Origin of the sequence: Lachnoanaerobaculum sp. Marseille-Q4761, from assembly GCF_017565785.1 — a bacterium.
GTDB lineage: Bacteria > Bacillota > Clostridia > Lachnospirales > Lachnospiraceae > Lachnoanaerobaculum.
In genome coordinates this window covers 686811-704614 of sequence record NZ_JAGEKB010000001.1, presented here as the reverse complement: position 1 = coordinate 704614, position 17804 = coordinate 686811, and the positions used below count along the sequence as shown (strand labels likewise).

At 34.8% G+C, this 17804-nt stretch carries 14 protein-coding genes and 2 pseudogenes; 14 read left to right on the top strand and 2 right to left on the bottom strand.

Annotation, left to right across the window (positions count from 1 at the left end; genetic code table 11):
• The first annotated feature begins 300 nt into the window (after window positions 1-300).
• Together J4O15_RS03155 and J4O15_RS03150 are read left to right on the top strand one after the other, a co-directional pair.
• Window positions 301-483 carry a hypothetical protein gene (locus tag J4O15_RS03155; RefSeq protein WP_208099433.1) on the top strand — a complete coding sequence of 61 codons (183 nt, stop codon included), beginning with the start codon at window positions 301-303 and terminating at the stop codon, window positions 481-483.
• Window positions 483-2159, top strand: coding sequence for an IS66 family transposase (locus tag J4O15_RS03150; RefSeq protein ID WP_208099434.1), 1677 nt, complete (start codon window positions 483-485; stop codon window positions 2157-2159). The genes J4O15_RS03155 and J4O15_RS03150 overlap by 1 nt, the downstream gene beginning before the upstream one ends.
• Before the next feature lie 120 nt (window positions 2160-2279).
• On the opposite strand, the pseudogene J4O15_RS03145 reads toward J4O15_RS03150, so the two are convergent.
• Window positions 2280-3951: pseudogene (locus J4O15_RS03145) on the bottom strand (recombinase family protein).
• Between the two features lie 69 nt (window positions 3952-4020).
• On the opposite strand from J4O15_RS03145, the pseudogene J4O15_RS03140 reads away from it, so the two are divergent.
• The 9 genes and pseudogenes from J4O15_RS03140 to J4O15_RS03100 form a co-directional block, all read left to right on the top strand.
• Window positions 4021-4398: pseudogene (locus J4O15_RS03140) on the top strand (3-hydroxyacyl-ACP dehydratase FabZ family protein); the annotation flags it as partial.
• A gap of 2 nt (window positions 4399-4400) precedes the next feature.
• Window positions 4401-4922 (top strand): PadR family transcriptional regulator, encoded by a 522-nt coding sequence (locus J4O15_RS03135; RefSeq protein WP_243761949.1) that lies wholly within the window; start codon window positions 4401-4403, stop codon window positions 4920-4922.
• A 334-nt stretch (window positions 4923-5256) separates the two neighbouring features.
• Window positions 5257-6492 carry a DUF1015 domain-containing protein gene (locus tag J4O15_RS03130; RefSeq protein WP_208099668.1) on the top strand — a complete coding sequence of 412 codons (1236 nt, stop codon included), beginning with the start codon at window positions 5257-5259 and terminating at the stop codon, window positions 6490-6492.
• Window positions 6482-6856 (top strand): M48 metallopeptidase family protein, encoded by a 375-nt coding sequence (locus J4O15_RS03125; protein WP_208099667.1) that lies wholly within the window; start codon window positions 6482-6484, stop codon window positions 6854-6856. The genes J4O15_RS03130 and J4O15_RS03125 overlap by 11 nt, the downstream gene beginning before the upstream one ends.
• Window positions 6857-6870: 14 nt before the next feature.
• Window positions 6871-7365 (top strand): DUF1700 domain-containing protein, encoded by a 495-nt coding sequence (locus J4O15_RS03120; RefSeq protein WP_208099666.1) that lies wholly within the window; start codon window positions 6871-6873, stop codon window positions 7363-7365.
• Between the two features lie 457 nt (window positions 7366-7822).
• Window positions 7823-8599, top strand: a complete 777-nt coding sequence (locus J4O15_RS03115) for a C40 family peptidase (RefSeq protein WP_208099665.1) — start codon at window positions 7823-7825, stop codon at window positions 8597-8599.
• Window positions 8600-8768: 169 nt separating this feature from the next.
• On the top strand, window positions 8769-9545 hold the full coding sequence (locus J4O15_RS03110) for a GNAT family N-acetyltransferase (protein WP_009219723.1): 777 nt from the start codon (window positions 8769-8771) through the stop codon (window positions 9543-9545).
• Between the two features lie 69 nt (window positions 9546-9614).
• Window positions 9615-10718 (top strand): phosphoribosyltransferase domain-containing protein, encoded by a 1104-nt coding sequence (locus J4O15_RS03105; protein ID WP_208099664.1) that lies wholly within the window; start codon window positions 9615-9617, stop codon window positions 10716-10718.
• Window positions 10711-11757: a cysteine protease StiP family protein gene (locus J4O15_RS03100; RefSeq protein WP_208099663.1), complete on the top strand. Its 1047-nt coding sequence runs from the start codon at window positions 10711-10713 to the stop codon at window positions 11755-11757. The genes J4O15_RS03105 and J4O15_RS03100 overlap by 8 nt, the downstream gene beginning before the upstream one ends.
• A 32-nt stretch (window positions 11758-11789) precedes the next feature.
• Here the strand turns inward: J4O15_RS03100 and J4O15_RS03095 are convergent, their stop codons facing one another.
• Entirely contained in the window at window positions 11790-12749 is a 960-nt protein-coding gene (locus J4O15_RS03095) for an HpcH/HpaI aldolase/citrate lyase family protein (protein WP_208099662.1), read from the bottom strand.
• 110 nt (window positions 12750-12859) lie between these two features.
• On the opposite strand from J4O15_RS03095, the gene J4O15_RS03090 reads away from it, so the two are divergent.
• Genes J4O15_RS03090 through J4O15_RS03080 form a run of 3 tightly spaced genes read left to right on the top strand, consistent with a single transcriptional unit; the run spans window position 12860 to window position 17794 of the window.
• On the top strand, window positions 12860-14314 hold the full coding sequence (locus J4O15_RS03090; RefSeq protein WP_208099661.1) for a S1C family serine protease: 1455 nt from the start codon (window positions 12860-12862) through the stop codon (window positions 14312-14314).
• Between the two features lie 30 nt (window positions 14315-14344).
• Window positions 14345-16597 (top strand): YceG family protein, encoded by a 2253-nt coding sequence (locus tag J4O15_RS03085; RefSeq protein ID WP_208099660.1) that lies wholly within the window; start codon window positions 14345-14347, stop codon window positions 16595-16597.
• Between the two features lie 60 nt (window positions 16598-16657).
• On the top strand, window positions 16658-17794 hold the full coding sequence (locus J4O15_RS03080; protein ID WP_208099659.1) for a toxic anion resistance protein: 1137 nt from the start codon (window positions 16658-16660) through the stop codon (window positions 17792-17794).
• The last annotated feature ends 10 nt before the right edge of the window (window positions 17795-17804 follow it).

The following is a 17804-nucleotide window of genomic DNA, read 5'->3' as shown; positions in this document are numbered from 1 at the left end:
ATTGTGAAAAATGCCGAAAATTATTTTCTTATTTTATTATGAGTGATTCGGTTAGTAGAGTTTTTGTTGGTAACTCTGCCAACCGAATTTTTTGTATTTAAGTTATCAACAGATTTTATCTATATCTATCCTATACAGAATGATTTCACTATCATTTGTGGATAGTTCTACACAATCTGTGTTTGAACATGGTTTTTTTTAAGAGTTATGAACATGGCAAAATAACGAAGGGACTTTGTCGTCAAATTCGCATAAATACAACATTTCTGATATAATCTTACCATGAAATGAGGTGAGTATATGAATCATATTTCCGGTAAGATAGAACAGCTTTTAGCCTTACAAAAAACATTATGTAAGGAATACGAAAAGGAAAACAAGGTACTTTTGGAAACAATCGAAGCTCAGAAAGAGCAAATATATCTTTTGGAGCGAATTGTTAATAATCAGAATAAAATAATCAAGGAACTGGAGAAATCATAATGAGAATTCCCTTTGAATATATTGGTGCTTTACAACAGGAAAACAAAATACTAAAAAAGGAAGTTGCCGATTTTAAATCAGGTGAGCGCTTTAAGCAGATTCAAAGGGAACATCAAAAGTTGATCGATGAGTATCGTAGGCAGATAAAGCAACTAAACCTTGTTATTGAAGGTCTTCATAGGGATGTAAAAAATGCATGGAAATGGTGTGAAGAAGCATACGAGGACGCACTTAAAGAACTACATGCATCAATGAAAGAGTTGAAACGTGGGTTAAAAGAGAAAGAAAAGAAGTGGTTGTTATCAGAACGTGACAGGGAACAGGCGTTGTCTAAGATTACTGACCTTTGCCGTGAAAACAGCGAATTAAAAACTCAGCTTGATGATGAGAAAGGACGAAATAAAAAACTTTTAGCACAGCTAAACCGTGACTATGAGAATTCCTCCATTCCGTCATCACAATCAAGAAACCGCAGTAAAATTCCAAATAATCGTGAGTGTACCGGAAGAAAACCCGGGGCACAGCCGGGCCATGCCCACCATGGAAGAAAGAAACAGATACCAACTCAGGTCATTTGCCTTCCGGCACCAAAAGAGGTGGCAAAAGATCCGGGTTTTAAGAAGACAAATAAGACTATTATCAAGCAGCTCGTTTCTGTTGAGTTGATTATGAATGTAACAGAATATCAAGCGGATGTATACTACAATTCCACGACCGGAGAGCGAATCCATGCGGCTTTTCCAAGTGGTGTTGTTGACGATGTGAACTATGATGGCAGCATCAAGGCACTTTTGTTTTTGTTAAACACAGACTGTGCTGTTTCTATTGACAAAAGCAGTCGTTTTCTGTCAGATCTTACCGGTGGAAAACTGAAAATATCAGGAGGCATGATAAATAAACTCTGCCATGAGTTCTCAAAAAAAACAAAAATAGAGCAAAAAAAGATCTTTGCAGACCTGCTGTCTTCTGCGGTTATGCATACAGACTGTACAAATGCTAGGGTAAACGGAGAAAGTGCATATGTATATGTATGTGCAACACCGGATGAACAGAATGTTCTTTACTTCGCCCGTGAGAAAAAGGGGCATGAAGGTGTAAAGGGAACTGTAACAGAGGATTTCCAAGGTATTTTGGTACACGACCACGAAATCACCTTTTATAAGTATGGCAATGCCCATCAGGAATGTCTCGCACATGTACAACGGTATCTGAAAGACAGCATGGAAAATGAGCCATCTTTGACCTGGCACCGCAAGATGAGAGAACTAATCCGGGAAATGGTACATTACAGAAATGAGCATGCAGATGATGCACATTTAGATCCCAAGATCGTATCTGACTTTGAAGGAAAGTACCAAGAAATCCTTGAAAAAGCTGGGGAAGAGTACATACTTCATGAGCCAAGTCCTTATTATCGTGATGGATACAATCTGTATCGCCGGATGCAGAAATATAAAGCGCAACATCTACTCTTCCTGCATGATATGAGGGTGCCAACTACAAACAATACAGCAGAACGCTGTTTAAGAGATTATAAGAGGAAGCAGACTTTTGCAATGACATTTCGAAGCTTTGAAAGCATCGAAGAATTATGTCAGAGCAAGGGTGTGCTGCTTGGAGTACGGAAAAATAATCCAAACCTTTACACTGCTGTCAAGGAAATCTTTAATAGATAATATGGAGCCTGAACGGCGTGTTAGACTCCATAAGTTTAATAGATTAAGATGTAGAAGACAAGCTTACCCGTGTACAGTAACTATTTTTCTCTCTAAATAATTAACAATATTATACCATTTTTAAGCCATTTTTTCTATATCGGCTTTTTGTGGTACTTGACAGTTGCATATAAAGTTAAAATACACATCAACTTGTTGTTTTCTATCTTTTCCTTTTCTTCCTCCTGTGGCTTCATGGACTACTACTTTTTCTATATACTCATTTATCATCGGAACTGTAAGTTCCTCAATGTCGGTATATTTTTCTATCATATTTAGGAATTTATCGGTGTCCACTTTTCTCTGATGATAACTTTCTATTTCATCTTCAAAATACTGTATTTGCTTTTCTAAGTCTTGTTGCTCTGTATCATAGGTGTTAAATAATCTATCAAAGTGTTTTACAGGAATTTTTCCAAGTGCATGGTCTTCATATAGCTTTGTAATAAGGGGTGTTAGTTCTTCATTTCTTGAAGATAATTTTTCTAATTTCGTTTTATCATCTTGATACTTTTCTTCCCTTTTTTCATCGGATAATTTGTTCATCACTTTTAGAAATTCTTGCTTTTCTTCTTTGGCAAAGTCTGTGATTTCTTTGATTGATTTTAATAGAATTTCATTTACTGTTTTTACTTTGATGTAGTGCATACTGCAAGTGCCTTTTCTGTGTCGGTAATGTTGACATACAAAAGAGTAATCACTATCATATTTCTTTTCTTTATGTTCTGCCGGCTCTCTGTAACTTAATTTTCCTCCACAATCTGCACAGATTAAAAGTCCTGTAAACGGGTGTGAGGTTGTACCATACTTTGGACTTCTTCTCACTGTTTTTCTTAATCGTTGAGCATTGTTCCATGTTTCTTCGTCAATGATGGCTTCATGAGTGTTCTTGAAGATAATGAGTTCATCTTCTTTCGCCTTTCTGCGTTTCTTAGTTTTGTAATCAACGCATATTGTTTTACCAAGAACAGTATGACCCATATATTCTCTTTTTTCTAAGATATAGCCTATTGTGGTCGGTGTCCAAAAATACGGGTCTTCTATTCCTCTTTTCTTTGAGCTATGGTTATTTTCTGGGTAATGTATTTGGGCATAGGCTGATGGAATAAGGACTTTATCTTTGGTTAGTATATCTGCTATCTGTGTTACTCCATATCCCTCTATAACAAGATGGTAAATGCGTTTTACGACCTTTGCACTCTCTTTATCGACAAGTAACTGCTGTTTGTTCTTTGGGTTTCTATAATAGCCGTATGGAACGCTTGGTGATACTCTTTTGCCCTCTTCCATTCTTGCTCTGAAGATAGATTGTATTTTTCTTGAGGTATCTCTTGCATACCATTCGTTCATGATATTTAGAAATGGGGTGAAGTCGCTTTCTGCTTGTTTCTCGCTATCTATTCCGTTATTGATGGCGATAAATCTTACTCCCTTTTCTTTGAAAAGTATTTCGGTGTAAAAGCCTACTTTGAGGTAATCTCTGCCAAACCTACTCATATCTTTTACTATCACAGTAGATACTTTGTTTTCTTCTACTGCTTTTATCATTTTTTGAAATCTCTCTCTATCAAAGGTTGTTCCGCTTACTCCATCGTCTGTATAGTGATAAATATTTACAAAGCCGTTTCTTTTGGCATAGCTTTCAAGTAGCTGCTTTTGATTGGTGATAGAATTGCTCTCTCCTTGCATTTTCATCATCACGACTTAAACGCTCATAAAGGGCTGTTTGTCCTGTTCTTTTCGTATTTGACATGAGAATTACATCCTTTCCAAGTTTTCGTTATTTTCGCTGTCCCTAACAGGTTAACCATTTAGGTTTGTTGATTATGTAAATGATGTGGATAAAAATAACAAGACTATTCAATGTAATTACACGTTTAAGAGTGATAATCCTATTTTTTTAGGACATTTTTCCCAAGAGCCTATTGTTCCTGGCGTTTTACTCATAGAAGCAATGGCTCAGTCAGCAATTCTATTGATGTTGTGCATAGGAAATGAGATTAGCTTGGATGGGGAAAAGTATTTACTAAGTAAAGTTGAAGAAATAAGATTTAATAAACCTTTATTTCCGAATCAAAAAGCAAATATTATTTCCAAAATAGAGAGAAGCATACCACCTTTTTACTTTTTCTCATCGAAAGTATATAATGGTTTCGACGATAAAATTTTAGAAGGGAAGTTTATAGTTTTTAAAAAATGAATATGACAGGTAAAGATATTATACTAGGTTTGCTTATTGAGAAGAGTCGAAGTGGATATGAGATAAATGAAGTATTTGAAACAGTATTTAGGTATTTTTATAAAACCAGTTATGGAATGATTTATCCAACTTTGAGGAGGTTGGAGAAAGAACTGTTAGTAGAGAAAAATATAGTGATTCAAGAAGGAAAACCCAATAAAAATATTTACAACATTACAAAAAAAGGTATTGAAGAATTTCACTGTTATTTAAAATCTCCTATTGATCCGGAAAAAAGAGAATCGGAGTTTCTTGTTAGAATGTATTTCGGCGGGGAGGAGGAAAAAACTATAATAGCCAATTGGCTTAGAAGCCGATTATCTTTATTAGAAAATGATATTAATCAGTTAATGTCAAACCATAAAGAATGGAGGGACAAAATGTCATATACACAAATTATTGCATATGAAATAGGTCTGGCGCAATTTTTGGCGGAAAAACAAGTAATAGAAAGTAAGTTGAAAGAATTAACCGAAAAGGCTTAATAGATATTAATTTTATTAAAGATATAAGGTTGTCAAAAGATAAGGATAGCATCCAATTTTATATGTGAATAGAAAAAACTAATAAAAATTACTTAAATATTTATATCAGAGAGAATTGGCTTTTGTGGTTCTTATGCTCATACATGCTATGAGAAACCCGATAATAAAGTCCAAGGTGAGGATTATAAAGTAAATACATCGGCTCTTCTTATAGAAGAAAACAGGCGAGGTCTTATGGCTTTGCCTGTTTTTATATCCTTAAGTATTTAATAAAAGCTATATGAAATATGGTATTTATGATAGAATTATAGAATCAAATAAAATGGAGGGTAAGATGGCGATAGTAAAATCTTTCAAATGTGTAAGACCGGACAGGGAATTGGTAGAGCAGGTGGCATCCCTGCCATATGATGTATATGACAGAAAAGAGGCAAAAGAAGCGGTGGCAGGTAAGCCCTATGCCTTTTTAAATATCGACAGACCTGAGACTGCGTTTGATGAAAACTTTGATATGTATTCAAGAGAAGCCTATATAAAGGCAAGGGATTTATATGCCGAATTTAAAGATAAGGGCATATATAAAAAAGATGATGTAGAAAGCTATTATCTGTATGAACTTACTATGAACGGAAGAAGCCAAATAGGTATAGTGGGGCTTGCAAGTGTGGATGATTATCTGAACGATATTATAAAAAAACATGAAAACACCAGAGAAGAAAAAGAAATAGACAGGATAAATCATGTAGATACCGTGAATGCACAGACCGGACCTATCTTTTTGGCATATAAGAAAAATGATGCTTTGCAAAAAATAATATCTGAAAGTATTTTGAAAGAGCCTATATATGATTTTATTTCAGAAGATAAAATCGGACATAGAGTGTGGAAGGTGGAAGAAGTTTATAACAACAGGATTGCGGAATGCTTTAAAGCCATTCCTGCGCTCTATATAGCGGACGGACATCATAGAGCGGCTTCAGCCGTAAAGGTGGCGCTAAAGAGAAGGCAACAAGGAAATAAAGGCAATGAGGAATATAATTATTTCCTTTCCGTAATATTTGATGAAAGACAATTGCATATACTTCCATATAATAGAATAATTCTTGATTTTAATAAAAAGAGTCCGGAAGAGATAATAAATCTTATATCAAAAAACTTTGATATAAAAGAAAGTCAGATACTTGAGGAGATTAAAGAAAAAAATCAATTCGGAATGCTTATAAATGATAAATTCTTTATATTAAAAGCCAAAGACTCTGTAATAAAGTCTGTAGAAAAGGATCCGATAAAGAGCCTTGATGTATCCATATTACAGGATTTGGTGTTTGAACCTATATTTGGAATAAAGGATCCGAGGACTGATGAAAGAATAAAGTTTGCCGGAGGAATCAGAGGAGTGTCCTATCTTAAAGGTGAGATAGAGAGTGGAAAAGGAAAGGTGGCATTTTTAATGCATCCGACATCTATGGAGGAGCTTTTTGCCGTGGCGGATGATAACAAACTCATGCCTCCAAAATCCACCTGGTTTGAGCCTAAGCTTAGAAGCGGAATCTTTATACATGAAATATGATGAAAAATATCATATTATCCTGCCTAAGGAAAAATATGAGAATATGGTGCAGCTTTGGATGCATTCGGAAGGAAGTAAAATATTCAAGAAAAAGTTGAATGATTTTGCAAGAGAGATGAATGTACACTTTAATATGGTAAGAATAAAAAATGTAAAAACTATATGGGGAAGCTGCTCATCAAAGAAAAATTTAAACTTCAACTTTAGATTGTTTTTCCTGCCTGAAAGCCTGATTGATTATGTATGCGTACATGAACTTGCTCATTTAAAGCAGATGAATCATTCCAAGGAATTTTGGAATGAGGTAGAAAAACAAATACCCGATTATAAAAAAAGAAGGGATGAACTAAAAAGATATATTTGATAACGGAGTAATATATGACGAAAGAAGAATTTTTGGAGGGGCTGAAAAAAGCTTTGCTTTCCACAGGATCCGCATCTCTTATTGAAGAAAATATAAGATTTTATTCTTCATATATAGATGATGAAGCAGCCAAAGGCAGAAGTATGGATGATATTATGGAGGAACTTGGTGAACCGAGGCTTATTGCAAACTCTATAAAGGTGGCACATGGATATGAAGATGTATTTGTGGGATTAAATGCTAAGGAAGAGGATGTAGATAAAAATACATACAGCTATGAAGAAGAATATAATGAAAATTTTGATAAAAAAGAAGAAAGTGGATTCAAGGTATATAGTTTATCGGGGAAAAGCCTGGTTCTACCACTGATTATTGCTTTGGTAGTCCTTATATTGGTGGCTGTGGTAGTAGTAAAGGTACTTAAATATCTGGCTCCTGTACTGCTCCCGATTCTTTTAATACTGTTTATATTTGTACTTATAAGGGGGATTTTTAATAATAGAAATTAAGAATCTATAAAATGTTACATAAATGTTACAGGATTTAAAATTTATGATAAGAAATAATCGTAAATTTAAAATTCAAAAAGGTATATGATTTTATGTTATAGTTAATAAGAACCAAAAACATAAATATTTCTTTCAGTGCAGTAATTACTTCTTAATGGTTCTGACAGAAAAAAGAAAGTTATACATTGGCTCTTATAGAGTAAAAATTGTAAAGAAAAACCGTAAAAGGCTTATAAATACTGGATTTAGTGAGTATTTAGGGCCTTTTTTCATTTAAAAAAGTTTATAAGAAAAATTCTTAAACTCTAAATAAAACGCTTGACATATCATACGAGTGAGATTATACTATGCTTCGTAACATTTACTTAACAAACACAAATGGTTTGTAATTTTTATTTGAGATATTAATACCAACTTAAGTTGGTTTACTATATAAAGGATTTAAGGAGCCCTAACAATGAAGAATACAAGAAAACTTATAATTGGAATTTTATCAGCAATGACTATCAGTACACTTTCACCTGCTACAGCTTTTGCTACAACAGTTGTCAGAAAAGTTACTTATAAATACGGCGAAACAGTATTTAGAGGTCCTGCACTTAAGAAAGGAACATATATAGTCACAGTTGAAGCGGATTCACTTGATATCTACAAGAGCATGACATCAAATGAAACCATAGGAAAGGCCAGCAAAGGAGATGTATTCCAGATATTGGAAGATATGGGCGGCGGATATGCAAGAGTTTCTTATAATGAGGTTGACGGATATATTTCTATAAAGACAGAAGACACCACTATAGAAGAAATGGATTCAGCTGAGGAGGCGGCAGCTTCTGCAACAGAGAGTATAAAACAGGCTACAGCTGCAAATAAAAGAGCTGAGATTGCAAATTTTGCAAAGTCCTTCGTAGGAGGAAGATATATATATGGTGGAACAAACCCATATATAGGAGCAGACTGCTCAGGTTTTGTTAAATTCATACTTGCAAATGCAGGTGGAGTTGCACTTCCAAGAACATCAGCAGAGCAGGCAACCAGAGGTGCTACAGTAGCAAGTGCCGACCAGCTTCAGCCGGGGGATCTTTTGTTCTACGGTTCAGGCAGATCTGTAAGCCATGTTGCTATGTATATAGGTGAGGGAAAGGTAGTACATGCTTCATCAACAAGAACAGGTGTAATAATTTCAAATTATAATTACAGACCTATAATTCGTATGGCTAATTTCTTAGGATAATATAAAAGATAATAATTGCTGCCCTTTAGGACTAAAGGAGCAGCTTTTTTTAGTGAAAAACTTAATAAAGAGATTCATACTTTTAAGCATATTATTGTAGTATTAACCAACTCTTTGTGTTAAACTATATTTATAGAAGATAAAAAGAAAGATTAGACGAGGAAGGGTTATGATTGAACTTGGCTTGAAGGAAAGGGAAGGTCTGTCGGGATTGGTAACAGATGATATATTGGTCAGGCTTGCACTTGCCGGCAAATGCGGAAGAGTCTGGATACCGGCTGTAGGTGCGGCTTCATACTGCGTTATACAGGTATATCATTATATGTATATAGTGGGAGTTACTCCGAAGAAGGACAGAGCGGTTTCTTTGTGGGGGACTATTGCAAGGCATGGAGAAGGATCATACATTATCCCTACTTCAGAGTCCTGGATAGATTGGCTTGTGGAAAATATAGATTGCAGATACAGAAATTTTTCAAGATATCTTTTGCAATTTAAAAAGGTTGAAAACAGGGCATTATTGGAAGAGCTGAATGCGGCATTGGAGGAAGGTTTAAATATTGATAAAGTAAAACCGGAAGAATATGAGACCTTGTCAAATGATATGTGGAGCGAAGACTTTGCCGCATGTTTTGATAATGCCGAAGCATTTGCTAAGGATGCTATAGGATATATGGTCTATAAAGACGGAATCGCTGTGAGCGGTTGTATGGGTAGAGCATATGGTGATGAATTTATGGAGCTGGTATTTGCTACGGATCCTGAGTACAGGAGAAGAAATCTGGCTTTGACAGCGGCATCTAATGTATCACTTTATCTGGACGATAAAAAGATAAATCCATATATAGATGTCAGAAATCAACACTCTGTAGAGTTAGCTTCAAGACTTGGATTTGAATTTATAAAAGAGTATCAGGTATATCAGATTTATAATTCAGAAGATTGATTCCAAGTAATACTTTATAATGGAGGGGTGGCGAGAGTCACCCTTTTATTTACGTTAAAAGGTGGTAATATGAATAAAATAAGCCTTGCAAAGCGTCTTAATAATAATAAGAGAGGCTATTTGATAATCAATGCAGGTCAGGGAAAGCATAAGATTGCATTGATTGGGGATGTAAAAAATGAGTATGATACTCTGGCAAAGTTATCAAAGGATATATTAAAGAATGCATTGGTAATAGGATTTGCAGAGACGGCTATAGCCATAGGAGCTGCTCTTGCAAGCAGTGCAGGAGCATTTTTTATGCAAACAACCAGAGAGAATGTCTGTGAAAATGATAATTATATATATTTCACGGAAGCGCATAGCCATGCTATGGAGCAAAGACTGGTATACTCCGATCTTGAAAAAATATATAATCAGGTAGAGAGAATAGTTTTTGTAGAGGATGAAATAACTACAGGAAACACAATATGGCATTGTATAGAAGAGATAGAAGGCATATTCAAGGGTGGAAAAAAATATGCTATTGCACCACTTACAAATACATTGTCAGAGGAAAGAAAAAGCTTCTTTAAGGAAAAGAATGTAGATATTATATATATAAGAGATATAGATAAAGAGGGTTTTGAAGAGGATGTGGCAGATATTTTAACCGATGGAGAAGTGTATAGAATAGACAGCAATTCTCTAAATAAAGATGTAAAAGAAATTATCTTTAAAACCGGAATCAGAACCAGAAGACTTATAAATATAAAAGATTTTGATGCGGAGATAAAAAGGCTTGGAGATTTTTTGGAAGAAAAATATGAGCTTAAAAGCCTGTTAAAAAACAAAAAGACTGTAACAGTGCTGGGTACGGAAGAATTTATATATGCACCTATAAAACTGGCGGAGTATATTGATTCCATATCGGATGCGGATGTCTATGTGCATTCATCCACAAGAAGTCCGATTGAAGTATCAAAGCTTGTAGATTATCCTCTTCACACCAGATATGAGCTAAGAAGTATTTATGATAAAAACAGACAGACATATGTGTATGATTTGAAGGAATCTGATATATTTTTTCTGTTTACGGACGGAAAAGACAAAGACGGGGAAGCCGATACCTTAGAGGCTGTCAGGCTCTCAGGCAATAAAAATATATATTTAATCAGGTGGGATAATGAATAGCAGTTACAAAAATGATGATGTAATCTTTCTTTTAAAGGATGTTACAGGGCTTGTAAAACCTCTTCCAAGTGTGGAAAGGGAAAAACTTATACAATCCGGTATGCACTACAGTGAGATGCTGCCTATAGAGTATATACCCACAGATGAATATATGGAAATATATTTTGATTCATTTAAGGTATTCGGACAGAAAATGGCAGATGCTCTTGCATCTTTGGCAGACAAAGTAATAGAAAAAAGAGGAAAAAATGTAGTTTTGGTCTCTTTGGCAAGGGCGGGTACTCCGATTGGAGTTCTGTTAAAAAGATATATAAAATGGAAGTATGAAACCGATGTACTACATTATTCAATTTCTATAATAAGGGACAGAGGTATTGATGATAATGCTATGAAATACATACTTGCCCGCCATGATGCAAAAGATATTCTCTTTGTGGACGGATGGATAGGTAAGGGCGCTATTTTAAAGGAATTAAAATCAGCTTGTGAAAATTACAATGGAGTATCTGAGGGACTTGCGGTAGTATCCGATCCTGCCGGTGAAACTGATTTGGCAGGTACCTATGATGATATCTTTATTCCAAGCTCGGCACTCAATGCGACAGTATGTGGGCTTATAAGCCGAACATTTCTTAGAAATGATATAATAGGGGAAGGTGATTTCCATGGTGCCGTATATTATAAGGAATATGAGAAAAATGATTTAAGCTATCATTTTATTGAGAATATAGAAAAACTTTTCAAAAAGGATGTAAAGCCTGTCAGCTTTAGAGGGCAAAAAGGTATTATTGAAGTTAAAAAGCAGGCAGACAGGTATGGAATCAAGGATATAAATTTGATAAAGCCGGGGATTGGTGAAACCACGAGAGTATTGCTAAGAAGAGTGCCGTGGAAGGTGCTGATAGATGAAAGATATAAAGACGACAGACAGCTTCGCCATATAATAAAGCTTGCGCAGGAAAAAAAAGTGGAGATAGAATATACAAGCTTAAATAATTATAAATGTATGGGAATAATAAAAAAGATGAAGGATATATAAAAAGGGTGTAAGCCGCAGCTTACACTCTTGTTTTAATATTTTTTCACACCGAAATATTGTGCAAGTAAAATAATCTCCATTGCCCAGCTGTAATGAATCTTAGGTTCATTGATTCTGGTACCGTTTACATTGGGAGATGATTGATATATCTTTTTATCATCCAGTACAAGAAGGGCATCATCATAGTCCATACTGGGGACTTTATAGGCATCATTTACCACCATTATTTGTTTTGGATGAATAACAGTCTTGCCTATAAAACCGTGTAACCTATCAAGTTCAATCTCATTTACAAGCCCCTCCTGCCAGCCGATGCCTGCATAGTATTCAAATGGCGGTGCGGATATTATATAATTACTTGCAAATGTAGCTACAATATCTGATAGAAGCTGTGCTACAGGCCCGCTCTGATAGATATTTTCATCAACCTTATGTCTGACACAGAGCATATTCAGCATGCTGCCGGTTGAGATAAGTATATTTAAAACATAGTCCTCATACGCTTCCAGTTTTTCCTTTATAGAATAAAGATAATTATACCTGCTTCGTAAATCAAGTAATGCCATGCAATCAAGTTCGGGTAAAATATATACAGGAGTCGAAAGTGCTGAATTGATTCTTTGCATTTCATAAATATATATGTCGGCATTGGATACGGAAAAATCAGGTAAAATAAAGCCGGTTATTAAATCAAGCAGGCTGCCGAATTTTTTATATATATGAGCTATATGAGAGGTGGATAACACCTTTATAAAAAGCTTCGGAATATAGAAATTACTTTCCTTCTTTGAGACATACAGTTTGTCCAATGATTTTATAAGAATATTTTCCGCCTTATCGGCTTCAACATCATTGGATGTAGTGTCAAATGAGAATGCCAAAGAGAAGGGAATATTAAATTTTTCATAAATTATATCATTTATAATACTTGTATTATTTGCGGCAGTGTAGAGCAATGCGCCCACACTATAATAAATACTGGAATCTTTCATGGCCAACCCCTGTCAAAAAATATTGAATATAAGATTATATTTTCTTTCAATACCGGTAATTATATCATATAATATATAATAAAATAAAGATAGATTTTGATGGAGTAAATATGCTAAAGCAGAGATTGAATCCGATAAATATAAATAGCATAACGGAGTTTGGCAAAGTAAGAGGCAGCAAAAACGGAGATATTAAAAATACTTATATGGTCAAATTTGTAGGGGCTGATGAAAATACAAACAGAGAAATAAATTCACTGAGAGAATATTTAACAAATGAGATGAAACAAGGAAGAATTTATTATAAATATATTGATTCCCTTGAGATAAAAGGTGATTTAAAAGATATTCAGGCTGATTATGAGGCTTTTATAAATACAGGTCATATAAATATCGGCGGAATAAATTTGGGAGATGAGGGAGCCGCCGCAATAAAGGAGATGACAAATATTTTATATAAATATAAGAAGAATATTTCCGAAACAATACAAAAAAATATAATGATAAAAATACTGTATTGGTTGAAGGCGAATTTTTTTGATATTAAAATAAATGAGGGCAGAAATATAAAAATCGTAGCCGAGAATATACAAAAAGAGTCTGAGATTTATTTTTTTGTTTTTCTGAATCTGCTGGGTATGGATATATGTTTATTGCAGTATGCAAAAGATATATCTGTAATGGAGGATTATTATTATACTAAAAGGCTTGGAGATTTTTTTGAGGGGAAAATGATATTTGAAACTCCAAAGCCTATAGAAACTCAGGCTTTGGCAGATGAAAGAAAGAATTTAGTTACTGTATCGGAAGTTACTGAGAATACACAAAAAAAAGTGACTATAAGTCTTGCTTCAACAAGAAGAAAAGACAGAGATGCTAAATGTATGCCTGTGGTAAGCGTGGCTGATAACAGTAAAATACAAGATAAACAAACAGCTGCAAGCTCAAAAAGCCATACGATACCGAATCCGTCAAAAATAAAGCGTGACAGAGAGCTTAGTTATGTGGAGCTGGCAAGACTGTCCACATCCATTGTTATGATAGCCATATATGATAACAGGAGAAAAAGACTTGGAACAGGCTCGGGAATAATGATTGGAAAAGACGGATTTATACTTACCAACAGCCATGTTATAAGGGGTGGATACTATTTTGAGGTAAGAATAGAGGATGATGAAAGAATATATGAGACGGATGAGATAATAAAGTATAATCAACATCTGGATCTTGCAATAATAAGAATAGCAAGAGTATTAAATCCATTGGGGCTTTATAATGGAAGTGAATCCTTGGTAAGAGGGCAGAAAGTAGTGGCAATAGGAAGTCCTTTGGGACTGTTTAATTCTGTTTCAGACGGAATAATATCCGGTTTTAGAAATATTGACAATGTGGATATGATACAGTTTAGTGCCCCTACATCACCGGGCTCTTCAGGAGGTGCCGTACTTAATATGTACGGAGAAGTGATAGGCATAAGTACCGCCGGTTTTAGTGAAGGACAGAATATAAATCTGGCGGTTCCATATGATGCCATATATGATTTTGTAAAGAGTTTTATACGATAAGAATTATTTTACTTGAAAGGGGATGGATGTATGTTATTGCATCAGAAAATAAAAGGATTGGATGATTTTTTTAAAAGGCTGAGTGAAAGAAAACCTAAAGGGGTATATTTTTACAGGATAAATTCCTATGATGAAGTTATACTTGAATTTATCAGAAAATATTATCAACTTGCTAAGAGAGAAGGTGCAATTATTGATACAAATATTGAAAACCCCACTGCACAGAATATAGCATATTTTAATGAGATAATAGGTGATAAATATGTTCATGGACCGGGCTTTATGGCAGAGGCGCTAAAGAAATGGCTGCCAAGAATAAGAGATTATCAGAGAGCCTCTATAGCTGACGGTATATACGATACTTTGGAAGTCTTAAGAAGACAGGGTAAAAATGTAGATATACTGAAGAATAATTTTATAAGGATAATGTGCTGGCTCTACTATAATTTTTATAATATTATGGAAAAACTCGGAAGTGATGAGATTCCGAAAATTATATTTTGGGGCAATGTAAATTTTCCGGAGCTTTCCACCTTAAAAATATTATCAAATGCCGGAGCGGATATTATACTGGTACAACCCGGAGGTGATGCAAAGTACAGAGCAATAGACCCGAAGTCCGAATATTCCATTGATTTGGGAATGGGTAGCGAGAGCTTTCCTGCAGGATTTGATTTGCAGTGGCTTTTAAAGCAATACGAGGAGGATAAAAGTAAAAAACTCCTGTACAGTAATAACAATAATATTATTGCAAATACCAATGCATGGCTTAGCGGAGATATCTTTGAAGATTTAAAAAATACAAGAAGAGGTGATGATACAAGCTTTTTTTATAATATGTTTGTCAGGATAAAGGGTTGTGATGACAGAAATACCTATGTGAATAATTTGTATCTGCTATATCAGGATTTAAAGAAAGCCGATAGAAGAATCAAGGTAATAAATACCGGAATATCAAATCCAAGCGTGGATGAAATAGCAAAAATAAAAAGAGGAAATTATGCTAATGAAAACCAGCTTATAATGGATTTAAAAAAGAATATTACATTAAAGAGCAACACCTTTATTGATGTTGCAAGAGATGCCTTTGTAGATACCATGATTGATATCGGTAAGCTTATGAATATGGATATGAATAAAATCATGAACAAAGGTATATATATATTATGCTGGTTTCACAGGTATATAGTTGAGTTGCTTGGAAATGCCGATATACATTCACCTGCTCCCATACTTATATATTTTGGAAGTGTGGAAAGTGATACGGAGAGCCTGTTTTTAAATATGGTGGCAAAATTGCCTATAGATGTGGTTATATTTAATCCTGAAAAGAAGGCGGACAAGCTTTCAGGTGAAAGGCTGTATGAGATAAATTTTGAGGAAAGCCTTAAAATAAATGAATTTCCTACAGATAGTGGCACTCTTACTATGGGTACAATGGCATATAATGCCGAAAGAGATTTGGATACCATGATGTATTCGGATACAGGAATGTACAGGGATATGCAATTTGCAAAGGCAAATATAATAAAACTCTCAACCACCTATGAGGAGATAGCGATTTATTGGAAGCAGGAAGCCAGATTCAGACCGAATTTTTCAACTATTGATGATGTGGTAAATATACCTGTAATATTTGCCAAAGCCTCAGGTGTGGCAAATTCCGATACAAATACATATTTTCAGAATATAAAGGATTTGATAACTGATACATCACTGATATATAAGAATGAGAGTATCTATGGAAGAAACGCTACTGTGGCACCGGGAGTACCTTCATTTTATAAAAACGGCAGATTGGATAAGGATGCCATAAAACACTCACAAATATATAAATATGATTTTTTAAGAGCTGAAACACAGGATTATATTTTAGGTAAATTATCAGAGCTTTTAAAAAGGAAAACAATAGTCGGAACAGGGCAAAACGGGGTAGAGTATAAAATTATAACAATTGTTTTAGACTTGCCTAAGGAAATTTTAAGATTTATACAAAGCTTTGATTTTACAAAATGCCCGCCAAAGCTTATAATAGTAAACACAACGGAAAATATGATTTCGTTGGAAGATAGCGTAATTGTGGCTTTTTTGAATTTGATAGGTTTTGATATATTGTTCTTTATACCTACAGGTTATGACAATGTCGGTAAATACTTCAGCAATCAAATTATGGAAGAGCACATAATCGGTAATTATCTTTATGATATAGCTATACCTGATTTCAATAGATTAAAAGCTGAAAAAGAAAAGAAAAAATCGTTTTTTTCAAGATTTTTTGGTTAAGAAAGACTAATAATAAGCTATTGTAACGGGAATAAAAAGCATAGAGCATAGGAGGAAAAGATGGGACTTGATTTTTCAAAAGCAAAAACCGGTGAAGCTGTAAAAAATGATGTTGCAGGGAATGAGGTAGTGGAGACTACTACTCAGACATTTGATATTGCGGTAGAGTCTGAAAAGCTGAAAAATGAATTGGTTAATTCTGCAGAGGTGGATGCACTTGTCAGCAAGATAGAACTAAATAATCTTGACAGCATCGTGACCTTTGGCGGTGAGGTGGCTACAGAGATATCAAAATCTTCAGATTTGGTACTTAACAGTATGAATATTTCCCAAATCGAAGAGACATCAAAGATGTTGGGCGTTCTTACCAATATTATGAGTAAGTTTGATATCGAGGAGATAAAGCAGGATCCCGGTCTTTTTGATAAGCTCTTTGGCGGTGTAAAAAAGCAGCTGGATAAGATAATGAGCAAGTATCAGACTATGGGTGGTGAAATAGACAAGGTATATGTGGAGTTAAAGGGCTATGAGGGTGAAATCAAAGAAACCAATAAAAAACTCAATACCATGTTTGATTCCAATGTGAATTATTACCATGATCTGTTAAAGTATATTTTGGCAGGTGAGCAGGGATGTAAAGAGCTTGAAGCGGCTATTGCGGAAAGAACTGCCGAGATGGAGCGTACAGGCGATAAGTCTATGCAGTTTGAGCTTACAACCTTAAACAATGCACTTATGATGCTTGAGCAAAGAACACAGGACTTAAGAGTGGCTGAAAATGTGGCTATGCAGACTATTCCTATGTTAAAAACAATGGAATTCAGCAATATAAATTTGATAAGAAAGATCAATTCGGCTTTCATTATCACTTTGCCTATCTTTAAGCAAAGTCTGGCACAGGCTATTATGCTCAAGCGCCAGAGATTACAGGCGGAAGCTCTTTCAGAGTTGGATAAAAAGACCAATGAGATGATTCTAAAGAATGCAACAAATACGGTCGAGCAGGCAAAACTTACTGCGCAGATGGCTTCCGGCAGCTCTATAAAGGTGGATACTCTGGAGAAATCATGGAGAACTATTGTAAACGGTATTGAAGAAACAAAGAGAATCCAGGATGATGCCAGAAGACAAAGAGTGGAAGACAAGGCAAAGCTTGAAAATATCAAAAACGAATTTTACAAAAAATTCGGTGTATAATAAAGGAGGA

Excerpts from the sequence above, each read along its gene's own strand:
- J4O15_RS03095 (WP_208099662.1), bottom strand. The coding sequence starts at position 12,749 with ATGAAAGATTCCAGTATTTATTATAGTGTGGGCGCATTGCTCTACACT.
- J4O15_RS03155 (WP_208099433.1), top strand. The coding sequence starts at position 301 with ATGAATCATATTTCCGGTAAGATAGAACAGCTTTTAGCCTTACAAAAA.
- J4O15_RS03130 (WP_208099668.1), top strand. The coding sequence starts at position 5,257 with ATGGCGATAGTAAAATCTTTCAAATGTGTAAGACCGGACAGGGAATTG.
- J4O15_RS03110 (WP_009219723.1), top strand. The coding sequence starts at position 8,769 with ATGATTGAACTTGGCTTGAAGGAAAGGGAAGGTCTGTCGGGATTGGTA.
- J4O15_RS03085 (WP_208099660.1), top strand. The coding sequence starts at position 14,345 with ATGTTATTGCATCAGAAAATAAAAGGATTGGATGATTTTTTTAAAAGG.
- J4O15_RS03150 (WP_208099434.1), top strand. The coding sequence starts at position 483 with ATGAGAATTCCCTTTGAATATATTGGTGCTTTACAACAGGAAAACAAA.
- J4O15_RS03080 (WP_208099659.1), top strand. The coding sequence starts at position 16,658 with ATGGGACTTGATTTTTCAAAAGCAAAAACCGGTGAAGCTGTAAAAAAT.
- J4O15_RS03125 (WP_208099667.1), top strand. The coding sequence starts at position 6,482 with ATGAAATATGATGAAAAATATCATATTATCCTGCCTAAGGAAAAATAT.
- J4O15_RS03120 (WP_208099666.1), top strand. The coding sequence starts at position 6,871 with ATGACGAAAGAAGAATTTTTGGAGGGGCTGAAAAAAGCTTTGCTTTCC.
- J4O15_RS03100 (WP_208099663.1), top strand. The coding sequence starts at position 10,711 with ATGAATAGCAGTTACAAAAATGATGATGTAATCTTTCTTTTAAAGGAT.
- J4O15_RS03105 (WP_208099664.1), top strand. The coding sequence starts at position 9,615 with ATGAATAAAATAAGCCTTGCAAAGCGTCTTAATAATAATAAGAGAGGC.
- J4O15_RS03090 (WP_208099661.1), top strand. The coding sequence starts at position 12,860 with ATGCTAAAGCAGAGATTGAATCCGATAAATATAAATAGCATAACGGAG.
- J4O15_RS03135 (WP_243761949.1), top strand. The coding sequence starts at position 4,401 with ATGACAGGTAAAGATATTATACTAGGTTTGCTTATTGAGAAGAGTCGA.
- J4O15_RS03115 (WP_208099665.1), top strand. The coding sequence starts at position 7,823 with ATGAAGAATACAAGAAAACTTATAATTGGAATTTTATCAGCAATGACT.